The sequence below is a fragment of the Halostagnicola larsenii XH-48 genome, from assembly GCF_000517625.1.
GTDB classification, from domain to species: Archaea; Halobacteriota; Halobacteria; order Halobacteriales; family Natrialbaceae; genus Halostagnicola; species Halostagnicola larsenii.
This window is the reverse complement of record NZ_CP007055.1, coordinates 2,570,620-2,593,185: the sequence shown is the minus strand read 5'-3', so window position 1 is coordinate 2,593,185 and position 22,566 is coordinate 2,570,620. Positions and strand designations below refer to the sequence as shown.

Genomic DNA, 22,566 nt, shown 5'->3' with positions numbered 1-22,566 from the left:
ATCGAGTCGCCACTGTCGTCGAAATCCACACGACGGCGAAGTGGCGCGAGGGTTGGCACGGGCGACAGACCTTTGTGTTACTATGACATGGTACCGGACGCATCGCTATGAAACCGTGCCACAACTGTCAGGCGGTCATCGACGAGTATCTCTTGGACAAACAACTCGAACCCCTGCGCGAGCTCACAGTCGACGACTTCAACCTCTGTCACGACTGTGTAACTGTCGTTTCCGATGCGTGCGTGACGTGTGGCGGCGCGGTCTATGTCCCCCGAAACGAGAGTACGACGCCCGACTACTGCCCGGCGTGTCGGGCCGATGCGATCGATCAGACGGGACACGATCCCGGTTGGACCCTCGAGACGCCATCTGTCTAAGCGGTAGGTTCCGTTCGGTGCACGGAGCCAGTTTGTGGCTCCGATTTTGCGGACCGTCAGCACGATACGAGCGCCCGCTCAATCTCCGACAGCCGATACTCCATCAGCGGTCGATGCCGTCTCGGCGCGAGAGACAGCGACTTTAACGAGTCGGTGTCTACCCTCGAGTAATGGCTGGTGCAGACGAATCTTTGGACGAGAACCCCTATCTTCGGGATCCGCCGACGGAGTTCACTCCCCCCGAGGAACTCTCGGAGGCGGACGCGGCCGAACAGGTCGAGCAGTTGCGCGCCGCAATCCGCGAACACGACCGTCGCTACTACGTCGAGGGCGATCCGATCATCGCCGATCGGACGTACGACGCGCTCTTTAACAGGCTGTGGGAACTCGAGGACGCCTTCTCGCTCTCACACCCCGACAGCCCGACGCGGGCCGTCGGCGGGGAGCCGATCGACGCGTTCGAAACCGCCGAACACGTCGCGCCGATGCTCTCGATCGACCAGAGCGGCGAGGTCGAGGACGTACGCGAGTTCGACCGAAGGGTTCGCGGCGAACTCGGCGACGCCGACGGTCTCGACGAGATCAACTACGTCTGTGAGCCCAAGTTCGACGGCGTCTCGATGGAGTTCGTCTACGAAGCGGGGAGCCTGGTCCGGGCGGTCACCCGCGGCGACGGCCGCGAAGGCGACGACGTGACCCGCAACGCGCGCACGATCGGCTCGGTACCGCAGAAACTCCACGGCGATCCGCCCGACTTCCTCGCCGTCCGAGGTGAGGTCTACATGCCAAAGGACGCGTTTCAGGCCCACAACCGCGAGCGGATCGAACGCGGCGAGGAGCCCTTCGCCAACCCGCGCAACGCGACGGCGGGGACCATCCGCCAGCTCGATCCTGCCGTGGTCGCGGACCGACCGCTCGAGGTCTTTTACTTCGACGTGCTCGCGGCGAGCGACCTCGAGGACACCCACCGGGACGAACTCGACCGGTTCCCCGAACTGGGCTTGCGGACGAACGACCGCGTCGAGACCGTCGCGTCGATCGAGGGAGCGATCGATTACCGCGACCGGATGCTCGAGGGCCGCGACGACCTCCCCTACGAGATCGACGGCGTCGTGATCAAGGTCGACGACCGCGAGGCCCGCGAGCGACTGGGCCAGACGGCTCGCCACGACCGGTGGGCCTTCGCCTACAAGTTCCCCGCCCGTGCGGAGGTGACCCCGGTCGCCGACATCGCCGTGCAGGTCGGCCGCACGGGGCGGGTGACGCCGGTCGCGCTCCTCGAGCCGGTCGACGTCGGCGGCGTCACCGTCTCTCGAGCGAGTCTGCACAATCCCGACGAAATCGCCGAAAAGAACGTCAACGTCGGCGACACCGTCCGCGTCCAGCGAGCGGGCGACGTGATCCCCTACGTCGAGGAGGTCGTCGAGAAGGGGAGCGAGGGTCACTACGAACTCCCCGAGCGCTGTCCGATCTGCGACAGCCCGATCGAACGTGACGGCCCGATGGCGTTCTGTACGGGCGGGCTGGCCTGCAACGCCCAGCTTCGGCGATCGATCGAGTACTACGCGAGCGACGCCGGCCTCGATCTGGAGGGTCTCGGCGAGAAGAGCGTCCGCCAGCTGGTCGAGGCGGGTCTCATCGATTCCATCGCCTCGCTCTACGAACTCGAGCGCGAGGAACTGACCGCCCTCGAGGGCTGGGGCGAGACGAGCGCCGAGAACCTGCTCTCGGAACTCGATGATGCTCGCGAGCCGCCGCTTGCTGACTTCCTCTCGGCGCTCGGCATCCCTCACGTCGGCCCGGCGACCGCCCGCGAACTCGCTCGAGAGTTCGGCTCCTTCGAGGCGTTTCGGGAGGCTGTCGAGACGGATCCGAGTCGACTCGAGGGCGTCGACGACGTGGGCGAGACCGTCGCCGAAACGATCCACGAGTTCTTCGCGAGCGAGGCCAACGCCGAGGCGGTCGACGCCGTGCTCGAGCACGTCTCACCACAGCAAGCGGGCGCCGGAACCGACTCCGGAACCGAACTCGAGGGGTTGACGTTCGTCTTCACCGGGTCGCTCGAGGGGGTCACTCGCGGCGAGGCACAGGAGACCGTCGAGGCCCACGGAGCGAACGCGACCGGAAGCGTCTCGGGGAACACCGATTATCTCGTTATCGGCGAGAATCCGGGTTCGACAAAGCTCGAGGACGCCGAGGACAACGACGTGGAGATTCTCGAGGAAGCGGCGTTTCGGGACTTTCTCGAGTCACGGGATCTCTCCTTGCCACCTGCGAACTGACTTGCGGACCGCATGTCGATGCTATCTAGCAGCGTGATACCTCGTACCGGCGTGTCATGCTCGCTTTGCAGTATGCGGCACCCGGTTTTCTCCTTCGTAGCTGCACGACTCGAAACGCACCGACAACCCCGCGAAGCGTTCGGTGACCGTCACGCTATTGTCCGATCGCCCCCATGATCGCATATGGGCACTGGTAACATCGATCAGGAATTGGTCGACGAACTCGAGAGCGTCTGTCGAACCGCTGTCGGCGACGAACTCCGGAGCATTACCTACTTCACCGAAGACGAGGTCGAACAGCTGTACCTCCGCTCCGACCTCGAGCGAACGGCCGACCTCGTCGGCTTCGCCGAACACGAGGCGCTCGGCTTCCGGTCGCAGTCGGCCTACCGGAACACCCAGCTCGGGGAGTACGAGGCGACGATTCGAATGTTCGAAAACGGCTATCTCACGCGCGTCATCAGCGGCGACATCGGCGTCTGGGTGACGACCGACCCGCTCTCGATGGAGCGGTTCGAAGAGCTCTCGACGGCGCTCCGATCGGTTCTCGAGGAGCACAGTGCGCTCGAGTCGTAAAACGAAAGAAATCGGCTGTTACAGGTCGACCCGGTCGAACCGCCAGAGTGCGATGGCAGTCGGGATGACGATCCAGCAAAGCAGGATGATAAAGGAGACCCAGTCCTCGAGGTAGAACGGCAATCCGTCCGGGAACATATAACCCGGATACGTGACGCCGTCGATGGCCGGGCTCACGATCGAGAGCGCGTTATTGAAGGCGTTGCCCGGATCGAGTGACTCGATGAACAATACAAAGTCGGGCACTCGCTCACTCGTAAACTCCGTAGTCGTCCCATCTGGCATCTCAGCCGTCCGCGTGTACGTGACCCCACTGATTATGTCTCGGCTCACCAGCATCCCGAATCCGAGGCGGATGAAGTTCCAGGCGCCGTAAAACAACATGAAGACGCCGAAGATCGCACCACCAGCGAGCGTCGTCGATTTGGTTAGCGAGGAGAGTGAGACGGCGATACCGGTGTAGGCAAGCCCGTAGAGGATCGCCATTCCGAGCAGTCCGACGTACTGGGCGATATCGAAACCGCCCATCAACGCGGCGACGACGACGGCCGCGAGGCCGAACCCGATGATCATCGACAGCGACAGCACGGCCGAGCGGCCGATCAGTTTGCCGAGCACCACGTCCTTTCGCGAGTGTGGGAGCGAGAGCAACACTTTGATGGTGCCGCTCTCTCGTTCGCCGGCGATCGCCTTCCAGCCCAATACCAGTGCGATCAGGGGGATAATGACCCGCGTCACCTGACTAACGATCGAAATGAGCCCACCCGTCGTCAATTCCTGCGTCGACCCGGACCCGGTACTGAAATACGCCAACCCGCCTGTGATACCGACCAGCAACAGGAAGAAGAGGAAACTCAGTCCCCAGAACACCCACGAGCGAACCGCATCCTGGAAGTCCTTCTTCGCGACGGCGCGGACGCTCTCGAGGTTGATCGAACTCGTCGCCGACCCCGACCTCGAGCTGCTCGCGGTTTCGGTGCTCATTGGGCGCGCACCTCCCGTCCGGTCGTGTACGATTGGAAGACATCCTCGAGCGACGCCTCCTTGGTCTGGAAGTCCCGAACCTCGAGTCCCTGCTGTTCGATCTCGTTCAGCACGGTCGTTTTCGACCCGTTACACTCGACGATGAGCGATGGACCGCTCTCATCCGTTCTGACGGCGGTGACTTCCGGCATCGCGCGGATGTTGTTGACCGCACCGTTGTCGATCCGGTCGACGGTGATTCGAAGCGTCGTTCCGGTGCTGACCGAATCCCGCAGTCCTTTGACGGTATCGACGGCGACCATCTGTCCGTCCTTGAGGATGCCGACGCGGTCACAGACCGCTTCGACCTGCTCCATGATGTGACTCGAGAAGAAGATCGTCGCGCCGCGATCTGCTTCCTCGAGTACGATTTCGCGCATTTCCCGGGCCCCGTTGGGGTCGAGGCCAGTCGAGGGCTCGTCGAGAATCAGGAGGTCGGGTTCGCCGACGAGCGCCATCGCGAGCATGAGTCGCTGGGACATCCCCTTCGAGTAGCCGCCGGCCTTTTTGTCGGCGGCGTCGGGGATGCCGACCCGTTCGAGGAGTTCGTCCGGATCATCGTCGGCGTTTTTCGAGTTGAGGGCGAACTCGAGGTGCTGGCGACCGGTGAGCCGGTCGTAGGTCTCGAACCCTTCGGGGAGGACGCCGGTCCGCTTGCGGATGTCACGGCTCCGTGCCTGTGCATCCATCCCGAGGACGCTCACCTCGCCGGCGGTCGGCCGGATGAAGTCGAGGAGGACGTTAATCGTCGTGGACTTTCCGGCACCGTTTGGACCCAGAAAGCCGAACACTTCGCCTTCGCCGACCTCGAAGGAGAGGTCCTCGAGCGCGAGCGTGCGACCGTAGGATTTTGTCAGGGCAGTGGCTTCTATAGCGGCCATAGGTCGCTTCACTCACTGGGGACCGATAAGCTTTTTCCACAGTAGGTACGGGGGTGAGAAACCGTGACTAGGCCTCGAGCGGCGTTTCGGGATCGCGCGTAAACCCGTTAGATTTCCTCGTCCGGTTCGTGCGCGTTCGCCGTTCGCTCGACTTCAGAAGCGTAGCGCTCTCGAGTCTCCTCGTCGGTGACTGCCTCGAGTTCGTCCGGATCGACGTCGGCCGCCGCGGTCACCGCCGATCCTTGCTGAAGGGACATCGCCGATCGTTCCCGCTGGTGGTACTTCGAACCGTCGGGCGTCGCGTAGACGATCGTCACGAGGTTTCGGTCGTCGAACGTCCGCTCGACCAGCCAGCATCGTACCGTCGAGTCACTCATGGGCCGTTCTTGTGGGTCGATCACCGAGAAAGTATCGCGTCGAGATTTTCACGCCCGTCTTCTGCGCTCGCTCGAGTCGGCGTGGGAATCGCTGTGACGGTAGGCTGAAAGTCGTCGAACGCATAGGGCCGCCGATGAACGCCGAGACGGTTCGCGAGCGGGCGCGGTCGCTGCCGCGAGAGCCCGGCGTCTACCAGTTCCGCGCGGACGAAGTCACCGTCTACGTCGGGAAGGCCGTTGACCTCCGAGACCGCGTACACTCGTATGCCGATCCACGAAGCGCCCGGATCCGGCGGATGGTCGACCGCGCCGACGACATCGAAATCGCCGTCACGGACACGGAGACCCAGGCGCTGTTGCTCGAGGCGAACCTGATCAAACGCCACCAGCCCCGCTACAACGTCCGGCTGAAAGACGACAAGTCCTACCCGATGGTTCAGTTGACGGACCACGCAGCCCCGCGGATCGAGATCACGCGAGACCCCAACGAGTCCGCGACCGTTTTCGGGCCGTACACGGACAAAGGTCGGGTCGAAACCGTCGTCAAAGCGCTGCGGGAAACCTACGGCGTCCGGGGCTGTTCGGACCACAAGTACTCGGGTCGAGACAGGCCGTGTCTCGACTACGAGATGGGACTCTGTACCGCCCCCTGCACCCGCGAAATCGGCCTCGAGAGCTACGGCGAGGACGTCACTGTAGTCGAACGTTTTCTCGAGGGCGAAACCGGAATTCTTGCGGATCCGCTCCGGCGGGAGATGGAGGACGCGGCGCAGGACAAGAATTTCGAACGCGCGGCCAACGTTCGGGATCGACTCGAGTCCGTCGAAGCGTTCCACGGCGAGGGCGGCGAAGCCGTCCAGTCGGTCGGCCACGAACGGGCCGTCGACGTGCTGGGCGTCGCGATCGAAGGCGAGGACGCGACGGTCGCGCGGCTTCGCGCCGAAGACGGGAAGCTAATCGAGCGGGACCGCCACCGCGTCGAAGCGCCGGCCCCCGACCGCGAGACGGAGCGCGTCTCGTCCGTTCTCGCGGCGTTTCTCGTCCAGTACTACGCCGAGCGGGACCTGCCGGACGCCCTGTTGCTCCCCGAACGCCACGGCGACGAGGAGGTCGCGGGCTGGCTCGAGACAGAGGGCGTCGACGTCCGCGTCCCAGGTGCCGGACGGGAGGCGAAACTCGTCGACCTCGCGCTGAAAAACGCCCGGCGGAACGTCGGCGGTCGCGACGAGTGCGGCATGCTCGCCGACGCGCTCGGCCTCGAGTCGGCCGCTCGCCTCGAGGGGTTCGACGTGAGCCACGCCCAGGGGAAATCGGCGGTCGGTAGCAACGTCACGTTCGTGGACGGTAACGCCGAAAAGGCCGATTACCGCCGAAAGAAGCTCACCGATCAGAACGACGACTATGACAACATGCGGGCGCTGCTCGAGTGGCGCGCCCGCCGCGCCGTCGAGGGTCGGGACGACCGCCCCGACCCCGACCTGCTGGTGATCGACGGCGGGGCGGGTCAGCTCGAGGCGGCTCGAGACGCGCTCGCCGAGGTTGGCTGGGACGTGCCGGCGATCGCGCTGGCGAAGGCCGAAGAGCTGGTAATCACGCCCGATCGGGAGTACTCCTGGCCGTCTGACGCCCCGCACCTGCACCTCCTCCAGCGCGTTCGCGACGAGTCCCACCGCTTTGCGGTGCAGTACCACCAGACGATCCGCGACGAGGTGAAGACGGTGTTAGACGACGTGCCGGGCGTCGGCCCGGAGACGCGAAAGCAGCTTTTGGGGCGATTCGGCAGCGTCGAAAACGTCCGCGAGGCGTCGCTCGAGGACCTTCGAAGCGTCGCCGGCGTCGGCGAGAAGACGGCCGAGACGATCAAAACAAGGTTGTAAATCGGGCAATCCGGACCGGTCGGGTCGTCTCGGTTTCCGGACCCCTTGGGTTGCAAGGACAGGGCTATAGCCGATGGCGAACAATGGTATCGTGTGTCAAACGACGATTCGCTCGACGACTTGCTCGACGAACTCGACAGTCAGGGAGACCTCGAGACCTCCCAGCAGGTGCTCTCGATCCGGATGGAGACTCGGCGGTACGGAAAGCCGGTGACGATCATCGAAGGGTTCGACCTGCCGGACTCGGAGATACAGTCGGTCGCGTCCGACCTCAAGAGCGCGATGGGAACGGGAGGAACGGTCGACGAGGGCCGGATCGAACTCCAGGGCGACCACCAAGATCGAGTTCCGGAGTTGCTTCGCGACCGCGGATTCGAAATCCGGAAGTAGGTCGTCTGCTCGTTCATCGGCGCAGCGTTTCGACCACCATTCGACTCGAAAATCGAGAACACCTTTAGCGCTCTCGGTCTACTCTGTGAGTATGCACGTTCGACTCGCGACGGCGGACGACCTCGAGTCGATCAGGGCGGTCGCCCGGGAGACGTGGCACGACACCTACGACGAACTCGACGCGGAGACGATCGACTGGGCCATCGACGAGTGGTACGGCGAGGGTGCGATTCCGCTCGAGGCGCCCGGAACCATCGTTCTGGTCGTCGAGGTCGAGGACGCAGCCACCGGCGAGTCGGACGACCACGAAGCGGCGGATCAACTCGTCGGCTTCGCGCAGGCCGTCGTCCACGGCGAGACGGCTGACGTGCTTCGACTGTACGTCCACCCCGACTATCAGGGACAAGGGATCGGCACGAGGCTCCACGAGCGGCTCAGAATTCAACTCGAGGCCTACGACGTCGATCGAATCCAGTTGATCGACTTCGCCTTCAACGACGGGGGACGGGGCTTCTACGAGTCGCTCGGATTCGAACGAACCGGTGAGGGCGAGGTCGAAATCGACGGCGAGTTCTATCCTGAAGTGGTCTACACGCTCGAGTTGTAGCGGCCTCGAGCGTGCTTTTGCTCGCTACCCGCGGCGCGTTTTCTCGCCTGCCGTCGGATTGATAGCGTCTATCAGCTGGTTAGCGTCTACCAACCATCTGCCGGTAATCCGGGGCCAATGCCCTGATACCGGGCGTGGGCGGACAAACCGCGTCGAGCCAGTTGCGTCGATACCTGCAACGCAGTGGTGTCACCAGCAACTATTTACCTGATGGTGGCAAATCTATTTTTAGAGATGTCTAATCATTGGGCCAGCCAGAGCCAATTCTCAGGTGAGGGCCCGTGAACGAACTAATTGAGGTCTTTCTGGCGTCGCTTCGGGACGGGTACGTTCAGGTGAGCGCGTTCGTCGCGGTGACGATCCTCGCCTTCGGCCTGCTCCAGTACTGGACCGACGGGGCCGTCATCGGCGCGATCGAGGGCAACGAGCGACTGCAAGTGCTGTTCGGCGGCCTGCTGGGACTGACTCCCGGCTGCGGCGGTGCGATCATCGTCATGCCGCTTTACGTCCGCGGAACGGTTAGCTTCGGGACCGTCGTCGCAACCCTGGGCGCGACCGCCGGCGACTCGGCGTTCGTGATCCTCGCGCTCGCCCCCGAGGCCGCACTCTACGCCTACGCCATCGCCTTCGTCGCCTCGGTCGCGACCGGCTACCTCGTCGATACCGTCGGCCTGGGCGTCACTCGAGTCGACAACGCGGTCGCACAGCTTTCGCCCGCGATGGCCGACGGCGGCACCGTGGTCAACAAGGGCGTCGGTCCCAACCCCGCTCACGACTACGGCGGCCCGGCCCCCACTCACGCCCACGAGTCGGGTCCCGATCGGCAGTCTCGAGTGCTCACGCCGCTCTCTCACCTCGCGCACGTCCTGTGGTGGACCGCCGCCTTGGCGGGGCTCGCCCTCGGAACGCTCTACCTGCTTCGGGGCGGTCCCGAGGTTCCGCTCGCGCTCGGACTCGGATTCGACGGCCTGTTCACGGTCGTCGGCATCGCCGGCGCGGTGCTGTCGCTGTACCTCTACGGCGTCGGCCGCCACTACGTCGGCGAAGGGGAGGTCGCACGGGCTCGAGACTCCTTCGGCTCGATCTACGATACGCTCACCCACGCGGCGATGGAGACGAGTTTCGTCACCGTCTGGGTGCTCGTCGCCTTTCTCGTCTACGAATACGCCGTCCTCTTGACCGGGATGAACGTCGCGACCATCGCGGCGGCTGCGGGCGTTCTCGCACCGATCGGTGGCGCGGTGGTCGGGTTGATCCCCGGCTGTGGCCCGCAGATCCTGCTGGCGAGCGTCTACGCCGAAGGTGGACTGCCGTTCTCCGCGCTCTCCGCCAACGCCATCGCCCAGGACGGCGACGCGCTGTTTCCCCTGCTTGCCGTCGACGCCAGAGCCGCCATCGTCGCCACGATCTACAACTTCCTGCCCGCCGTGGTCGTCGGCGTCGCCCTCCACTTCCTGTGGGGTCCCGTCTTCGGCATGGCCGAGTTCGGATTCGGCGTGCTCTAGCGGTCGACGTTCTAGGGTGTGAAAAGCGTAGCAAAATTGGACTACGTGGACGAGAACACAAATTCGAAAACAAGCGTTACAGGCAGTGAACGCGACCGCTCGTCCGCGCTCAGAATTCCTCGGCCGGCGGCGCGATGCCCTCCTCGTCGCTCTCGAGTTCGAACTCCTCGCGCACCTCTCGAATCCGGTCTCGAATATCCGCCGCCAGTTCGAACTCGAGGTTCCCCGCGGCTTCTTCCATCCGATCCTCGAGTTCCTGTACGTACCGTGCCGCTTCGTCGTCGTCCGCGAGGTCGCGTCCGGATACCTCGCTGGTGTCGGTCTTGCTTCCGGGCAGGTTGGTCTCGCCGACTTCCTTCTCGATCGTGGTCGGCTCGTGGCCGTGTTCCTCGTTGTACCGCTGTTGAATCCGGCGGCGGCGCTGGGTCTCTTCGATCGCGTCGGCCATCGCGCTCGAGGGGTCGTCGGCGTAGAGGACGACCTCGCCGTTGACGTTTCGCGCGGCCCGACCCATCGTCTGGACGAGCGTCGTCTCGCTTCGCAAGAACCCTTCCTGGTCGGCGTCGAGGATCGCGACGAGGCTCACCTCGGGGATGTCCAGTCCCTCCCGCAGGAGGTTGATGCCGACGAGGACGTCGATCTCCCCCAATCGGAGCGAACGGATGATCTCGTGGCGCTCTAAGGTGTCGGTCTCGTCGTGCATGTACGCGACGTTCACGCCGGCTTCCTCGAGGTATTCGGTCAGGTCCTCGGCCATCCGCTTGGTGAGCGTCGTCACGAGGGTGCGCTCGTCGCGCTCGATGCGCTGGTCGATGCGATCCATCAGGTCGTCTACCTGCCCGCTGGCGGACGAGACCTCCACCTCGGGGTCGACGAGGTGGGTTGGTCGAACGATCTGCTCGACGATCTGGTCGCTCTCTTCGCGCTCGTAGTCGCTCGGGGTCGCAGAGACGTACAGCGTCCGGTCGGTCTTTTCCTCGAACTCCTCGAAGGTGAGCGGTCGGTTGTCGTAGGCCGTCGGCAGTCGAAATCCGTTCTCGACCAGCGAGTCCTTGCGGGACTTATCGCCGGCGAACTGGCCCCGAATCTGTGGGATGGTCTGGTGGGATTCGTCGACGACGGTCAGGAAGTCCTCGGGGAAGTAATCGAGCAGCGTGTAGGGCGCCTCGCCCGACTCGCGATCCGAGAGGTACAGCGAGTAGTTCTCGATGCCCGAACAGTAGCCGGTCTCTTGCATCATCTCGAGGTCGAAGGTCGTTCGCTCCTCGATTCGCTGGGCGGCGACGAGGTCGCCCTGTCGCTCGAAGTAACTGATCCGCGACTCTAAGTCGTCCCGGATCTCGTCCATCGCGTTCTCGAGTTTCGTCTCCGGGATCGAGTAGTGCTCCGCGGGGTGGACGAGCACGGCCTGCTGTTCGCCCTTGGCTTCGCCCTCGAGCGGGTCGACCTTGATCATGCGGTCGATCTCGTCGCCCCAGAGTTCGACCCGGACCGCGTAGCGGCCGTACATCGGGTAGATTTCGACGGTGTCGCCGCGCACGCGGAAGGTCCCCTGCGTGAAGTCGACGTCGTTGCGCTCGTAGTTCAGGTCCACGAGCCGCTTTAAGAGTTCGTCGCGGCCGACCTCCTCGCCGACCTCGAGTCGCAGGGACATGTCGACGTAGTTTCGCGGGTCACCGAGGCCGTAGATCGCGGAGACGGATGCGACGACGATCACGTCCTCGCGGGTCAAAAGCGAGCGCGTCGCGGAGTGGCGAAGCCGGTCGATCTCGTCGTTGATCGAGGCGTCCTTGTCGATGTAGGTATCGCTCTGTTCGACGTAGGCCTCGGGCTGGTAGTAGTCGTAGTAGGAGACGAAGTACTCGACGGCGTTGTTCGGAAACAGGTTCCGGAACTCCTCGTAGAGCTGGGCCGCCAGCGTCTTGTTGTGGGCGATGACCAGCGTCGGCTGCTGGATCTCCTCTATCGTCCACGAGACGGTATTGGTCTTTCCCGACCCCGTCACGCCCAGCAGGGTCTGCTTGTCCGCCCCCGATCGGAACCCCTCGGCTAACTCCTCGATCGCCGTGGGTTGGTCGCCGGCGGGGTCGAAGGGCGCGTCGACCTCGAACGGCTCGGCGGCGTCTGGACGATCCGGCTGCAGTGGGCCTCGAGTGTCGCTCACGATGACTCGAGTAGGGTCTCGAGGCACTTGACCGACACGCTTGGAGGTCGGTCAGAGGCAATGCTCGAGGGCGTTGGCCCTGGATCTCTGGGAGGATTTCGGGCGGTCGTTATCGTGTATCGCCTGGCACCCAGAGGTTTCTACGATGAAAATCTGAGGAACGAAGTGAAAGAATAGACGCTGTCGTTCCGTTTCCTCGGAAGCCGATGGCCTCCTCTCTGGAGAGTAGCCTCACGAATCAGTTTCCGTTTTATCAGGTATCTCTTCGGGTGTGAGCCACCGGATGAGGCGGTCAGAATTCTCCGGTCGTCCTCCCTGGAAGACTGCCCATTCCATGGTGAATTTCCCAAACACGGTGATTACGATAACCTAGGTTTTACTCACCGTCGCTATCCCGAAGTCGTGTAGAAGCGGTAGTACAATCACTATTAACGAGATGGTCGTTACTGCGGTCAGAAGGAACCAAAACACTACGATCCGTGTCGGAATCTCAGCTAGCACTGGTGCCGAGACGCGTTCGTACCGTCGTTGGCTACTAAACTGTTTATAAGCGATAAGCAATCGGAATCCGAACAGCAACGCAATCATGCCAAGTGCTTCAGGGGTGAACGACCGTTGAATTGCTATGAAAGATTGCTCTATCGAATCAGTAGGAACTCCTCCAGTATCGTAATAAAATCCGGGATCGGATTCGACGAGAAATAAGTCCCCAGATATAAACCAGAAAGCGAGTCCGAACACGAAAATACCGAATGCGTATTTCAGATTTCGATACCAAATTGGGGGGAGCCATCTAACTGGCTGGATTGATCCAGAACGGCCAGACACGAACGGTATTGAAATTGTAACTAATTCAACCATTCGTTCTTCTGGTCGTGGCTTTTTCTGCGCAAAGGGAACTAATGCAGTATACAGAACTACGAACAGTCCAATATCGATCCAGTACACGAAGAGAGCTTCGGGTAGGCTCCACTCGTAGACCTCGAGTCCGACAAATGGGAGCAGATTTGCGAGGAAGAGTAGGGCAAGTGTCGTTCGAACACGCGATTTCTCTTCGGCCGCCATCGTACTACGATTAAATGTATTCTGGGATATAAGTGGAGGATTTTGTGGCCACCTGCACGCTTTCCATATCGCAGTGGATTTTCATGAAGTCGTTTACGTCTCTGATGACGCCATGAACCGCGAACGCATTGGATCCGTCTCTTTCGAGGTGGCTTCAAACCGAAGACACGTTGGATTCTTGCTCTTTCCACGCGGCAAAGAGTCCGCGAAACAGATATCCGACAAACCCGAGTAACAGCAAAATTGCACTAATCAGCCTGATTAGATAGGGGAACGATACGAGCGTTCCTTCTTCGAGTCCGATCAGCACGTGGAACCCAAACCAGCAAGTGAACGCCGGAACAAAGTATCGTCTACTACGGCCGGTGTCGGTTATTTTTGGAGCGATCAGGAGAACGCAAATCCCGACTAAGGGGATGAGAATCTCGATCACGTTCAGTGGTCCACCGAACCACTCAAGCATCGTGAGATACTACATGTTACGAGAACTTAATATCTCTCGTTCAACGGACGACTGCCCAGTCTGTGGAAAGAAGATCTTCTGAGTCGACGACTTACGATTCGAGTGCTCCCAACTACTCGAGCAGGTCGCCCTTAACCTGATACCTCAGAGATAGGCGGTGTGGTGGGTCGGGACGAGTTGGACGACGGCTTGGTAGTCGGTCAGAACTGGTGCTCAAGATCGTGTTCGCTGGATGTCCGTGGAAATTTTGTTCAGTAACTACAGATACACTAACTACTCAGGAGTTACACTCTGCCCCCTCAACCTCATTAACGCTCGAGAGTGATACCATCGATTCCAGGGATCCTTCAGATATTAGAATATCCGCAAATACACATTCTCCCTTACTATTGCTGGGTACAGTACTGGATGTGAGTTGTGCGATAGAAACTTCATCCGAACCCGAGACAGTGTAGTACAGCTCATATTCTGCTGGCTCGGAGGACCAATCTGGATCTATCCACAGATGATCATCTGAGTCGACTTCTACCATGTCATGATAAACACGTGATTCGTCTCTCTCTAACACTAAGTCAACTGTCTGGGTCTCTTCTAGCCTGTTTGCGACCCGAAGACTTCCGAGTTGGATTCCCGAATCAGATCTAAATTCACCCACACAACCTCCTATAAGTGTGATTCCAAGTCCAGCAAGAATATGACGACGAGGTGTGTCCATAGTTGTTAATTATTGAATATCTGCCATATATAGTTTGGTATGTGAATTGGCTGTACTTACCCGATTTTCACTCACAAATAACGAAATCGAGTTGCGATTTTCTGTATCGACGATGGCCTGCGATTCGAGCGCTCTCAGCTACTCGAGCAAGTCACCCCGAACCCGACATCCACAAGGATAGGCGGTGTGGTGGGTTGGAACGAGTTGAACGACGGCGCTGACCGGGAGCCCACAGTGAGGGCACTCGGGCCGTTCCGACGGCGGCTCGTCGGTCACCCAGACACCTTGCTTCGTCACGACGAGCGACACGCCGCGCACCTCGAGGCGGACCTCGACCGTACCGCCTCCGGAGTCGAGTAGCCGGGCGAGTGCTTCGGGGTCGAACTCCCTGCCGAGCTGGTAGGACTCTCGAGGTATGCCCTGTTTCTCGAGAGTACGAACGATATCCACGACGAGACTGTCCGTCGACGCGGTCATCGCTCGTGTTCACCTCTGATAGCGTAACCGGTAGCTAGCTGTAATCGACTTCGATTCGTCTGTCGGACGGGATGTTTAAGCCCGCGGAGAAGTAATCCAATCATGGCAACCGATCCATATCCGGGTTGGAAGCCACGTCTCGGGTGTCTTCAGCACCCGGGGCATTTCAATACAAAACGCCCCCGTCTCGCGGAGTGTGTGGCTTCCATTTGATCCAACGCCCTGTAGTGTCATATAACTACTGTTTCAGACCGGGAATAATGTGCACTCTCGAGAAAAATGTCGTACCCAACTTGTACAATAGGATTGCTGGAGTGCTCGAGAACACTACTGATGCTGGCAACTAGGATTTCCACGTCCTCCCCAACCGATTCGCTCACTCGTAACCTCGTTCGCTCATCCCTCGCGCAGTTTCACTCGCGGATCGCTATCGCGACCCGCTTCTGAGCGCGCGCCACCGCACGTGAATTGTCCGAGATGGAGCAATCCCGCCGTACTCTGTTCTGGACGATTCAGGCAACCATTTCGAGACCACTCGAGCGAACTGAAGTAGATCTGTCGAGGGTCACGTTAGTCGTTTTTCGCCCGTCGGAGACCCACGAGTGCCGCGAGCAACAGCGATCCGAGCGCGACTATCGGGCCGAATCCGCTCGCGCCCAGCACGCCCTCGCCGACCTCGAGAGTCCCCGTATTAGTAATGGTCGGCGTCGGACTCGAGGGTGTCGCCGCGGAGCTGTTCGCGAACGTGAGCTCACTCTCGCCGTCATCCGCGTCCTCGTCGGCCTGGAACGTGATCGTCGCGACGGGTGCGCTGTTGGCAACCCCATTGCCGGGCGACTCGAGTGCGGTTTCGACCGAGACGGTGCCCACGTCCTCGTCGACCGCGCTCGAGCGATTGATTTCCGAGTCGATCGACGCGTCGCCGTCCTCGAACCACGAGCCGTGTTCGACGTCGACGACCGAGAACCGATCCGCGTCGTAGTCGACGGTGAACCCCGTCTCGCTGATTCCGTCGCCGGCGGGGGTTCGGTTGGCCGAGAGGACGACGTCGACCGCGACGGTTTCGCCGGCGGCCACGCTGGCGTCGTCCGGTTCGAAGCTGTAGACGCCGGGGCTGTGTCCGGCGCTGACCGGCGCGACGACGAGGCCGGCGGCAAGCAGCAAAGTTGCGAGTACCACTGTGACTCGAGTCCGTGTCTCCGTCATTGTTCGACCGATTCCGGCACCGTCAGTTCGACCGGGGGCATGTCGAAAAACGCCGTGTCGTACCCCTGGTGGCGCGCGACCTGCGGGAACGAGTCGATCTCGATCGTCACCGTGTCGCCGGGTTCGACGCCCGCGAGTGCGGCCCCGTAGTGGATGCCGTACTCGCCGTCGATCGTCTGCTCGAGCGCGACGGAATCTGCGGATTCGACGCCCGAAACCGCGGCCGTCATGGACATGTCCGCCAGCGGCACCCGGTTGTAGGGCGTTCTGGGGGATACGAGGAGGTACCGTTCGTCCCCCTCGACGAACCGCGATCCGGACTCTACGAGTCTCGCCACAAAGGCGGCGTCGCCGCTCGTGGCCTCGCCCTCGCCGTCGTGCGGCTCGAGGCCGGTTCCAGGATACTCCTCGGCGGGCGGCAACGCCGAGAACGGGACGTGTCCACCGTCCTCGTCCGCGTCTGTCTGGCCGTCGCCGCTGTGCTCGTGGCCGCTCTCGTTGCCGTCGGGTTCGTGCTCGCCGTCGTCATCACCGCTGTCGGTACTGCCTCCGTCGTCTCCGCCGCTGCCGTGGCTCATCGGCTCGAGCGCGCCGGGTTCGCCCCACTCCTCGCGCTCGAGATACTCGACCCGGGCGGGAATTTCGTTGCGGAACTCCGCATCGTACTCGAACTCGAAGGAGGCGGTCTCCGTCTCTGCGAACTTTCCCTCGAGATCGCCGGTCGTCCGCACGTCGAGCGGCGGGATCGTCAGCTCGGCGGTGTAGGTGCCGTCGTCGGCGAGCGGGACGTTGTCGCCGAAGTGAAAGCCCATCTGCTGGGAGATCATCGTCCAGGGCGTCCGGGGCGAGCCGACCTGCTCGCCGTCTTTCTCGACGCGAAGCTGTGCCCCGCTGTCGACGGGGAGAACGACGCCGGTTTCGGTGTCCCAGACGACGATCATGAGGTGGACGCCGTTGCCGTCGTCGGGTTCCTCGCGCTCGATTTCGTCGCCGCTGATGATCCAGAACGGGTGGACGTACGAGAGCATCGGCGCGAGCGTGTACTCGCCGGCCTCGACCGGCTCGAGCATCTCCATCGCTTCCCGGTGTGTCGGGAGGTAGACCGCGTCCGGTTTGTCCTGAATCTCGTAAAACTGAGGCATCACGGGATCTTCGCTCGGGTCGGCGTCGTCTTCGACCTCGAGCGTACACCCCGCCGCGGCGACGGCGCCCGCCGCCGCGGCCGTCTGCAAGAGAAAGCGCCGTCGATCGATTCGCCGGTCCATAATGTGTGTCAGCCGGTGGTCGCTTGTAACCGTTCGCTTTGGTGTCGACGGTCGCTGTAATGGCGATGGTCGTTTCGCTGACGGTTCGCTTTGACGGCGATCAGTCGGGATTCGCCGTCGGTAGCGACCGACGCGACCGGGGCGGGAGGAGATAGTTTCCCCGCCGGTCGACGAAGATGTAGCCGAGAATGCCGTTGTTCTGGATGATCCCGACGTCGAGATCCGCTCCGGTCATCGCATCGCGCACCGCCCGAAAGTCACTCATCCCTCGCTGGAGGGACAGAAAATGGAGCCCTGGGGAATCGCCGTCGACCGTGTTGAAATCCCGTCGGAGGATGATCGGCTCGCCGTCCTCGCGCGCTCGCGCCGCCTTCTGGGCGTGGCCTACGACGCCCGGATTCTGCGCGTCGTCTTCGGTGCTGGCGATCCGTTCGTCGGTGAGCCCGTTCGAGGTCTCGAGCGCTTCGCCGACGACGCCGACCGCGTCCTCGTCGTGACCCGGACTGAACGTCTTCATCACGCGTTGTGCGTGGTTTTCCTGCTCGAACCAGACGTCGAGTTGGATGTCGAGCGACGAGAGCTGCTGGGTCGCCCCGCGGGCGAAGGGTCCGTCCTGAATTGTGACCCGGTCTTCGGTCGCCTGACTCTCTTGAAACCCCGATCGAAAGCCCATGAAAAACGGAGCCTCCTCCGGCACCGAGTCCGGAACGCCGTCGACGTCGGTGTGCTCGGCCGGCAACCCTGCGCCCACGAACCCGGTTCGGCGACGCTCCTCGAGTCGGTCGAACACGCCAGTCAGGTCCGTGTCGACGGGTTCGTCGTTCACCGTCTCGAGGTCGCCGAAGAGCGCTTCCTCGGCGCGGAGCACGACTTCGGGGTGATCGCTCGCGAGGTGGATCAGTCCGTCGAACTCGTCGAACGCGGGGTCCTCCCGGTCCGTCAGCGGCTCCGGTTCCGGGAGGTCGACGCTGGCTGGACGTTCCTCGTCGAACCGGGAAAAATACGACGGCGTGTACCCGATCGTGAACAACAGCCCGTCGTTGCTCCACTCGTAGGCCCGCTCGAGCGTTCGGAGACTCTCCTCGACCGTCTCCGTTGCCTCCGCCCACGACTCGCCGTCGCTTCTATCGGCGGACGACTCGCTATCGCTTCTATTGGCGGGATTGACCGCGAGCGAAAGCGCCACCAGCGCGTGGTGTTCGGGCGGTCGAACGTTCCCGTCGTCGTCGGTCTCAAGAAACTCGTTCCAGGCGTGTTGGCGCACCGGGAGCGAGTCGGGGTCGTCGGTTCCCGACGGTACGTCGACCTCCCCGCGCTCGTCGAGGCAGGCGCTGATGGCGCTGGCACCGCCGACCGCGACGGCCGCTCGGAGGTAGTCCCGCCGGGAGAGTCCGCGTCGCTCGGGAACCGTCACTATCGGAACGTTGGCCTCGAGAAATATATATGTGTATTTCGGGGGTTCGCCGGTGGGAGACGAATCCGTGGCGGCGTCGCCGTTTCGAGGTTCAATTCTCGCCCGCGTACGCCACCCACAGCGTTTTGACCGGCGTCGTTGTGGGTGCCAGCGTATGGTCGCTTCCGAACTGCAGACCGCCCGAACAGAACTCGATGACGCCGTCGACACTGCCGGGGACGATATCCGCGATGACCTTCGCGAGACGGCGGCCGAATTCAGCAAACTCGAGACGGAGACGGAAACCGTCGATCACGCGGTTCTCGACGACCACCTCAACACGCTCCGTCAACTGCGCGAACGCGCCGGCGGCGAGACCGAGGCGGCCGTCGACCGGGCGCTAGAGCACGCCGAGAGCTACCGCGAGGACCTCGAGCAGGCCTGAGTGGCCCGCGAGTGCTCTCGGGTCTCCCCCGGAGATCCCGTCGCTCACCCCGCGTCAATCGCCTCTATGTCTTCGAGTAACTCATCGTATCCGAACGCCTCAAGGCGTTCCAGGAGTCGCTCGCGTTCAGTTTCGTCGACGTGCTCTAGGAGCGTGGTGACGACGGCGACCGCAACCGTCTCCGCGTCGCCGGTGTCGACCCTCGTGGCGCGTTTTTCGATCCGCTGATTGAACTCCTCGCCCGAGAGCCGCTCGTCGTCGCTGCCCTCGGTGAGTTCGTCGCCGATCCCTTCGGGCAGTTCTCCGTGAAGCCGCTGTGCGTCGTCGGTCTCGAGTTGCTCGCCGAGCGTTCGGACGACGGCTCGAGTGGCGTCGACCGCGTCCTCTCGGTCCGCGAGTTCGGCCCGCTGTTCGACGGTCTGATAAAACTCGTCTCGCTCCATACGCGGGGTAGCGCCAGCTGATCGGTGGCTGTTCGGCTGGCAAATGCATGTCTGGCGGCCGTTCGAGCCGAGTCCGCGTTTCCGTGATGTTACTCCGTTACTCGAGCCGATCCAACACCGCCTCTTTCTCGTAGGCGAGCGTCAGCGACCGCGATCGTCCGCGGCCGTCGATTTCGGCGTAATCGGCCTCGATCAGGCCGAGCTGGTCGAGTTTGTTGACGATTTCGGAGTAGCGCGTGTAGCCCAGATCGGTCTCCTCGCGGAAGGCGTCGTAGACGGCCCCCGCCTGTTCGCCGTCGTTTGTGGCGATAACCTCGATCAGGGCGCGTTCCGTGTCGCTGAGTCCCGAGAGGCTCTGGGAGAGGCTCACGTACTTGGACTTCTCGTAGGCGTTTTCGACGTCTTCGCGCTCGACGACGCGGCTGGCGCGCATCTCGGCGGTGAGTCCCGCCCGCCGAAGGAGGTCGATGCCGACCCGGAGGTCGCCGCTTTCTGCGGTCAGTTCGGCGACGTACTCGAGCGTCTCTCGCGAGATGACCCCGTCGTTGAACCCTCGCCTGACGCGTTCGTCGAGGATGTCGACGATTTCGGGCTGGTCGTACACCGGGAAGTAGACGTCTTCGGGGCGGAAGACGCTCTGGACCCGCGAATCCAGTTCGTCGATCACCTCGAGGGTCGGGTCGGAGGAGACCACGACGACGCCGATTTTCGCACCGGGGTACTCCTCGTGGGCCCGAAGCAGCGAATAGAGCGTGTCGGAGGCCTCGTTCTCGTAAAAGAGGTAGTTCACGTCGTCGAGCGCGACCACTAACACGCGGTCTTGCTCGACGAGCTTCTCGGCGATCTGGCCGAACAGCTTCTTGAAGGAGATGCCCGACGAGGGCGGCTCGTAGTCGAACGTTCCCTCGAACAGCCGCGAGAACACCGAGTAGCGCGTCGAGTTGACCTGACAGTTGACCCGAATCGTTCGAATGTCGCCGGTCTGTGCGCCGACTTCGTCGAACAGTTTCTGAATCGCGGTGGTCTTGCCAGTTCCCGGCGGCCCGCGAACCATCACGTTCAGCGGGCGCGACCCTCGAACCGCGGGTCGCAAGGCGTAGGTCAGACTCTGGGTCTGACTCTCGCGGTGTTTGAACGTCTCAGGGACGTAGTCGATCTCGAAGACGTGCTCGTTCCGGAACACGGATTCGTCCCACGACAACATCCCCTCGTCGGGGTCCCCATCCATTAGTTCCACCACGCTCTCGGAGCTACTTAGTTGTTTTCGGCGTACGCGCTTCCGTTTCCGATTCTCCCGCGTTTCAGGCCGTCTCGATGGACTCGATCCATCGGTTGAGATCCGCCGGGGCGAACCTGGAACTGTGGGCCACTCGAGCGTGGGCTCGAGCCAGCGTTTTCGCTTCTCCGTCGCTGTCGGCCCGAACCAAGAACGAACAGCGCTCCCGCGGGCATTCGAATTGGTATGCCATACCAACGAATTGGTCCGAGCGGAGATAGTCGTTGTACTTGCACAGTAGTGGGCTCGAGGGTGCCATAGAACGTCTCGGTCAGCGGTTTTAACGTTCGAACAGGACCAGCCCGACGATACCCGACGTGATCGCCATGAGCGCCCCACCTGTCAGGAACAGTATCGTGTAGGAACTCGCCGAGAGCAAGACTCCGAACGCGACCGGCGACACCGCAATCGCCCCCGTTTTGCCGACCTCGAGGACGCTAACGATGCGACCGCGGACGGCCGCAGGGGCGCTCATCGTGACGATATCGTTCGCGACCGGGTCGAAGAAGCCGTCCCCGACGCTCGTCAGCCCGAGGATGACGATGACGGCCCAGGGCTCGGTCGTCAGGAGGAGCGCCCAGGTTCCGACGCCGAAACAGAGCAGGCTCGAGACCAGAATCGTCGGCCGGCTGACGCGGGTAGCGAGCCGTCCCGCGTAGGGTGCCGCAACGAACCGCCCTAACCCGAGCACGGCGACGGCCACGCCGCCGATAAACTCGCTGGTTCCTAACACGGTGACCGCGTACAGCGGCATGAACGTAAACAGCGCGTAGCGCACGAAAAACAGGGCGACGACGGCGCAGATGATGGTTCGGGCCTCGCTCGTGAGCGCGTCTTCGACCTCGCGTATCATCCCCGAAACCCGGGTGATCCAGGCCGAAGCTCGGGCGATCCAGGCGCTGGTATTTCCACCCGTGTTCGCATCGTCGGGCTCTCTCACCTGTTCGTGATTCGGGGTGGAACCGGGGTTTGCTAATTCGCTGCGTTCCGACGCGGGGTTCGAAACCGCGGATCGGTTCGCCCCCGGCGTGGGATTCGGACCGGCGTTCGACTCGAGCGCGGACGATTGTCCGTCCTCGAACGCGGACGAGCGTTCATCCGTCGGTGCGGCATCGGGCTCCGGGAGCCACCAGTAACACAGGACGAACGCGGCGAACGAAATCCCGTAGAGCCAGAAGGGAAGCCGCCAGGAGATATCGACGAGCACGCCGGCGACGAGCGGCGAAACGATCCCGCCGAATCCGGTGGTGCTCGTGAGATACCCCTGGGCCGTGGTCGCGACGGCCCCGTCGTAGAGGTCGCCGATCAGCGTGATCGCCATCGGCAGCAGACCCGGGAAGGCACATCCCTGTACCGCCCGGAGGAGCAATACGAATCCGAACGTATCGACGAACCCGATCAGCGTGCCCGCCACGCCGTAGACGAGTAATGATCCCAGAAACACCCGCCGGCGTCCCCAGACGTCCGTCACGACGCCGACGGTCGGAATCGCGACGACCGCGGTCAGGAAAAAGGCGGTCATCACCATCCCGACTCGAGCCTCCGTCAGGTCGAACGTCGACGCCATCCCCGGCAAGGCCGGCGAGACGAGCGTGCTCGAGAGTACGCCGACTCCGGCGAGGCCGAGAATAGCGTAGAGCTTCGGATCGGATCTCAGTGCGCTCGTCTCTGCCATCGCGTTACCTCGAGCGCTCTCGTCTCCGGGCCCTTTTTGTCATCTGTTGGCAAACTCTCACGGCCGTACGTAACGATACCTCGT

The 22,566-nt window shown here is 62.5% G+C and carries 22 protein-coding genes; 8 read left to right on the top strand and 14 right to left on the bottom strand.

Going from position 1 to position 22,566, the window contains the following annotated elements; genetic code table 11:
- Positions 1-107: 107 nt before the first annotated feature.
- From HALLA_RS13105 to HALLA_RS13095, 3 genes are all read left to right on the top strand, one after another.
- Positions 108-377, top strand: a complete 270-nt coding sequence (locus tag HALLA_RS13105; protein ID WP_049953778.1) for a DUF7571 family protein — start codon at positions 108-110, stop codon at positions 375-377.
- A gap of 170 nt (positions 378-547) precedes the next feature.
- Positions 548-2,659 carry an NAD-dependent DNA ligase LigA gene (ligA, locus tag HALLA_RS13100; protein ID WP_049953777.1) on the top strand — a complete coding sequence of 704 codons (2,112 nt, stop codon included), beginning with the start codon at positions 548-550 and terminating at the stop codon, positions 2,657-2,659.
- A 183-nt stretch (positions 2,660-2,842) separates the two neighbouring features.
- A complete protein-coding gene (locus HALLA_RS13095) occupies positions 2,843-3,235 on the top strand; it encodes a DUF7522 family protein (RefSeq protein WP_049953776.1) in 393 nt (130 codons plus the stop codon).
- Between the two features lie 18 nt (positions 3,236-3,253).
- Here HALLA_RS13095 and HALLA_RS13090 read toward each other — a convergent pair whose 3' ends face one another.
- The 3 genes from HALLA_RS13090 to HALLA_RS13080 form a co-directional block, all read right to left on the bottom strand.
- Positions 3,254-4,219 (bottom strand): ABC transporter permease, encoded by a 966-nt coding sequence (locus HALLA_RS13090; protein WP_049953775.1) that lies wholly within the window; start codon positions 4,217-4,219, stop codon positions 3,254-3,256.
- On the bottom strand, positions 4,216-5,139 hold the full coding sequence (locus HALLA_RS13085; protein ID WP_049953774.1) for an ABC transporter ATP-binding protein: 924 nt from the start codon (positions 5,137-5,139) through the stop codon (positions 4,216-4,218). The genes HALLA_RS13090 and HALLA_RS13085 overlap by 4 nt, the downstream gene beginning before the upstream one ends.
- A gap of 107 nt (positions 5,140-5,246) precedes the next feature.
- Positions 5,247-5,516: a hypothetical protein gene (locus HALLA_RS13080; RefSeq protein ID WP_049953773.1), complete on the bottom strand. Its 270-nt coding sequence runs from the start codon at positions 5,514-5,516 to the stop codon at positions 5,247-5,249.
- Between the two features lie 134 nt (positions 5,517-5,650).
- On the opposite strand from HALLA_RS13080, the gene HALLA_RS13075 reads away from it, so the two are divergent.
- From HALLA_RS13075 to HALLA_RS13060, 4 genes are all read left to right on the top strand, one after another.
- Positions 5,651-7,393: an excinuclease ABC subunit C gene (locus tag HALLA_RS13075; RefSeq protein ID WP_049953772.1), complete on the top strand. Its 1,743-nt coding sequence runs from the start codon at positions 5,651-5,653 to the stop codon at positions 7,391-7,393.
- A gap of 93 nt (positions 7,394-7,486) precedes the next feature.
- Positions 7,487-7,783, top strand: a complete 297-nt coding sequence (locus HALLA_RS13070) for a translation initiation factor (protein ID WP_049953771.1) — start codon at positions 7,487-7,489, stop codon at positions 7,781-7,783.
- Positions 7,784-7,874: 91 nt separating this feature from the next.
- Positions 7,875-8,390 carry a GNAT family N-acetyltransferase gene (locus HALLA_RS13065; protein ID WP_049953770.1) on the top strand — a complete coding sequence of 172 codons (516 nt, stop codon included), beginning with the start codon at positions 7,875-7,877 and terminating at the stop codon, positions 8,388-8,390.
- A 281-nt stretch (positions 8,391-8,671) separates the two neighbouring features.
- Positions 8,672-9,895 (top strand): putative manganese transporter, encoded by a 1,224-nt coding sequence (locus tag HALLA_RS13060; protein ID WP_049953769.1) that lies wholly within the window; start codon positions 8,672-8,674, stop codon positions 9,893-9,895.
- A 109-nt stretch (positions 9,896-10,004) separates the two neighbouring features.
- Here HALLA_RS13060 and uvrB read toward each other — a convergent pair whose 3' ends face one another.
- The 7 genes from uvrB to HALLA_RS13025 form a co-directional block, all read right to left on the bottom strand.
- The gene (gene uvrB / locus HALLA_RS13055; RefSeq protein WP_049953768.1) at positions 10,005-12,059 is read right to left on the bottom strand and encodes an excinuclease ABC subunit UvrB; all 2,055 of its coding nucleotides are present in this window, start codon (positions 12,057-12,059) and stop codon (positions 10,005-10,007) included.
- A 369-nt stretch (positions 12,060-12,428) separates the two neighbouring features.
- Positions 12,429-13,124 carry a DUF6498-containing protein gene (locus HALLA_RS13050; RefSeq protein WP_049953767.1) on the bottom strand — a complete coding sequence of 232 codons (696 nt, stop codon included), beginning with the start codon at positions 13,122-13,124 and terminating at the stop codon, positions 12,429-12,431.
- A gap of 740 nt (positions 13,125-13,864) precedes the next feature.
- Entirely contained in the window at positions 13,865-14,302 is a 438-nt protein-coding gene (locus tag HALLA_RS20665; protein ID WP_157231378.1) for a hypothetical protein, read from the bottom strand.
- A gap of 138 nt (positions 14,303-14,440) precedes the next feature.
- Positions 14,441-14,779, bottom strand: a complete 339-nt coding sequence (locus HALLA_RS21230) for a hypothetical protein (protein WP_174887879.1) — start codon at positions 14,777-14,779, stop codon at positions 14,441-14,443.
- 570 nt (positions 14,780-15,349) lie between these two features.
- A complete protein-coding gene (locus tag HALLA_RS13035) occupies positions 15,350-15,985 on the bottom strand; it encodes a cohesin domain-containing protein (RefSeq protein WP_084569013.1) in 636 nt (211 codons plus the stop codon).
- Entirely contained in the window at positions 15,982-17,250 is a 1,269-nt protein-coding gene (locus tag HALLA_RS13030; protein ID WP_049953764.1) for a DUF7350 domain-containing protein, read from the bottom strand. The genes HALLA_RS13035 and HALLA_RS13030 overlap by 4 nt, the downstream gene beginning before the upstream one ends.
- A gap of 100 nt (positions 17,251-17,350) precedes the next feature.
- The gene (locus HALLA_RS13025; protein ID WP_049953763.1) at positions 17,351-18,664 is read right to left on the bottom strand and encodes a DUF7405 family protein; all 1,314 of its coding nucleotides are present in this window, start codon (positions 18,662-18,664) and stop codon (positions 17,351-17,353) included.
- A 154-nt stretch (positions 18,665-18,818) separates the two neighbouring features.
- Between HALLA_RS13025 and HALLA_RS13020 the strand changes: the two genes are divergently transcribed.
- A complete protein-coding gene (locus HALLA_RS13020) occupies positions 18,819-19,088 on the top strand; it encodes a DUF7553 family protein (protein ID WP_049953762.1) in 270 nt (89 codons plus the stop codon).
- 44 nt (positions 19,089-19,132) lie between these two features.
- On the opposite strand, the gene HALLA_RS13015 is transcribed toward HALLA_RS13020, so the two are convergent.
- From HALLA_RS13015 to HALLA_RS13000, 4 genes are all read right to left on the bottom strand, one after another.
- Positions 19,133-19,531 (bottom strand): DUF2267 domain-containing protein, encoded by a 399-nt coding sequence (locus HALLA_RS13015; RefSeq protein WP_049953761.1) that lies wholly within the window; start codon positions 19,529-19,531, stop codon positions 19,133-19,135.
- A gap of 97 nt (positions 19,532-19,628) precedes the next feature.
- A complete protein-coding gene (locus HALLA_RS13010; RefSeq protein WP_049953760.1) occupies positions 19,629-20,759 on the bottom strand; it encodes an ORC1-type DNA replication protein in 1,131 nt (376 codons plus the stop codon).
- A gap of 73 nt (positions 20,760-20,832) precedes the next feature.
- Positions 20,833-21,000 carry a hypothetical protein gene (locus tag HALLA_RS21100; RefSeq protein ID WP_169732141.1) on the bottom strand — a complete coding sequence of 56 codons (168 nt, stop codon included), beginning with the start codon at positions 20,998-21,000 and terminating at the stop codon, positions 20,833-20,835.
- 87 nt (positions 21,001-21,087) lie between these two features.
- Positions 21,088-22,482: an MFS transporter gene (locus HALLA_RS13000; protein ID WP_049953758.1), complete on the bottom strand. Its 1,395-nt coding sequence runs from the start codon at positions 22,480-22,482 to the stop codon at positions 21,088-21,090.
- Positions 22,483-22,566 lie beyond the last annotated feature (84 nt).

What these genes read in the sequence shown, in the direction of transcription:
- HALLA_RS13105 (WP_049953778.1), top strand. Translation starts at nt 108, where the DNA reads ATGAAACCGTGCCACAACTGTCAGGCGGTCATCGACGAGTATCTCTTG.
- ligA (WP_049953777.1), top strand. Translation starts at nt 548, where the DNA reads ATGGCTGGTGCAGACGAATCTTTGGACGAGAACCCCTATCTTCGGGAT.
- HALLA_RS13095 (WP_049953776.1), top strand. Translation starts at nt 2,843, where the DNA reads ATGGGCACTGGTAACATCGATCAGGAATTGGTCGACGAACTCGAGAGC.
- HALLA_RS13090 (WP_049953775.1), bottom strand. Translation starts at nt 4,219, where the DNA reads ATGAGCACCGAAACCGCGAGCAGCTCGAGGTCGGGGTCGGCGACGAGT.
- HALLA_RS13085 (WP_049953774.1), bottom strand. Translation starts at nt 5,139, where the DNA reads ATGGCCGCTATAGAAGCCACTGCCCTGACAAAATCCTACGGTCGCACG.
- HALLA_RS13080 (WP_049953773.1), bottom strand. Translation starts at nt 5,516, where the DNA reads ATGAGTGACTCGACGGTACGATGCTGGCTGGTCGAGCGGACGTTCGAC.
- HALLA_RS13075 (WP_049953772.1), top strand. Translation starts at nt 5,651, where the DNA reads ATGAACGCCGAGACGGTTCGCGAGCGGGCGCGGTCGCTGCCGCGAGAG.
- HALLA_RS13065 (WP_049953770.1), top strand. Translation starts at nt 7,875, where the DNA reads ATGCACGTTCGACTCGCGACGGCGGACGACCTCGAGTCGATCAGGGCG.
- HALLA_RS13050 (WP_049953767.1), bottom strand. Translation starts at nt 13,124, where the DNA reads ATGGCGGCCGAAGAGAAATCGCGTGTTCGAACGACACTTGCCCTACTC.
- HALLA_RS20665 (WP_157231378.1), bottom strand. Translation starts at nt 14,302, where the DNA reads ATGGACACACCTCGTCGTCATATTCTTGCTGGACTTGGAATCACACTT.
- HALLA_RS21230 (WP_174887879.1), bottom strand. Translation starts at nt 14,779, where the DNA reads ATGACCGCGTCGACGGACAGTCTCGTCGTGGATATCGTTCGTACTCTC.
- HALLA_RS13035 (WP_084569013.1), bottom strand. Translation starts at nt 15,985, where the DNA reads ATGACGGAGACACGGACTCGAGTCACAGTGGTACTCGCAACTTTGCTG.
- HALLA_RS13030 (WP_049953764.1), bottom strand. Translation starts at nt 17,250, where the DNA reads ATGGACCGGCGAATCGATCGACGGCGCTTTCTCTTGCAGACGGCCGCG.
- HALLA_RS13020 (WP_049953762.1), top strand. Translation starts at nt 18,819, where the DNA reads ATGGTCGCTTCCGAACTGCAGACCGCCCGAACAGAACTCGATGACGCC.
- HALLA_RS13015 (WP_049953761.1), bottom strand. Translation starts at nt 19,531, where the DNA reads ATGGAGCGAGACGAGTTTTATCAGACCGTCGAACAGCGGGCCGAACTC.
- HALLA_RS13010 (WP_049953760.1), bottom strand. Translation starts at nt 20,759, where the DNA reads ATGGATGGGGACCCCGACGAGGGGATGTTGTCGTGGGACGAATCCGTG.
- HALLA_RS21100 (WP_169732141.1), bottom strand. Translation starts at nt 21,000, where the DNA reads ATGGCATACCAATTCGAATGCCCGCGGGAGCGCTGTTCGTTCTTGGTT.
- HALLA_RS13000 (WP_049953758.1), bottom strand. Translation starts at nt 22,482, where the DNA reads ATGGCAGAGACGAGCGCACTGAGATCCGATCCGAAGCTCTACGCTATT.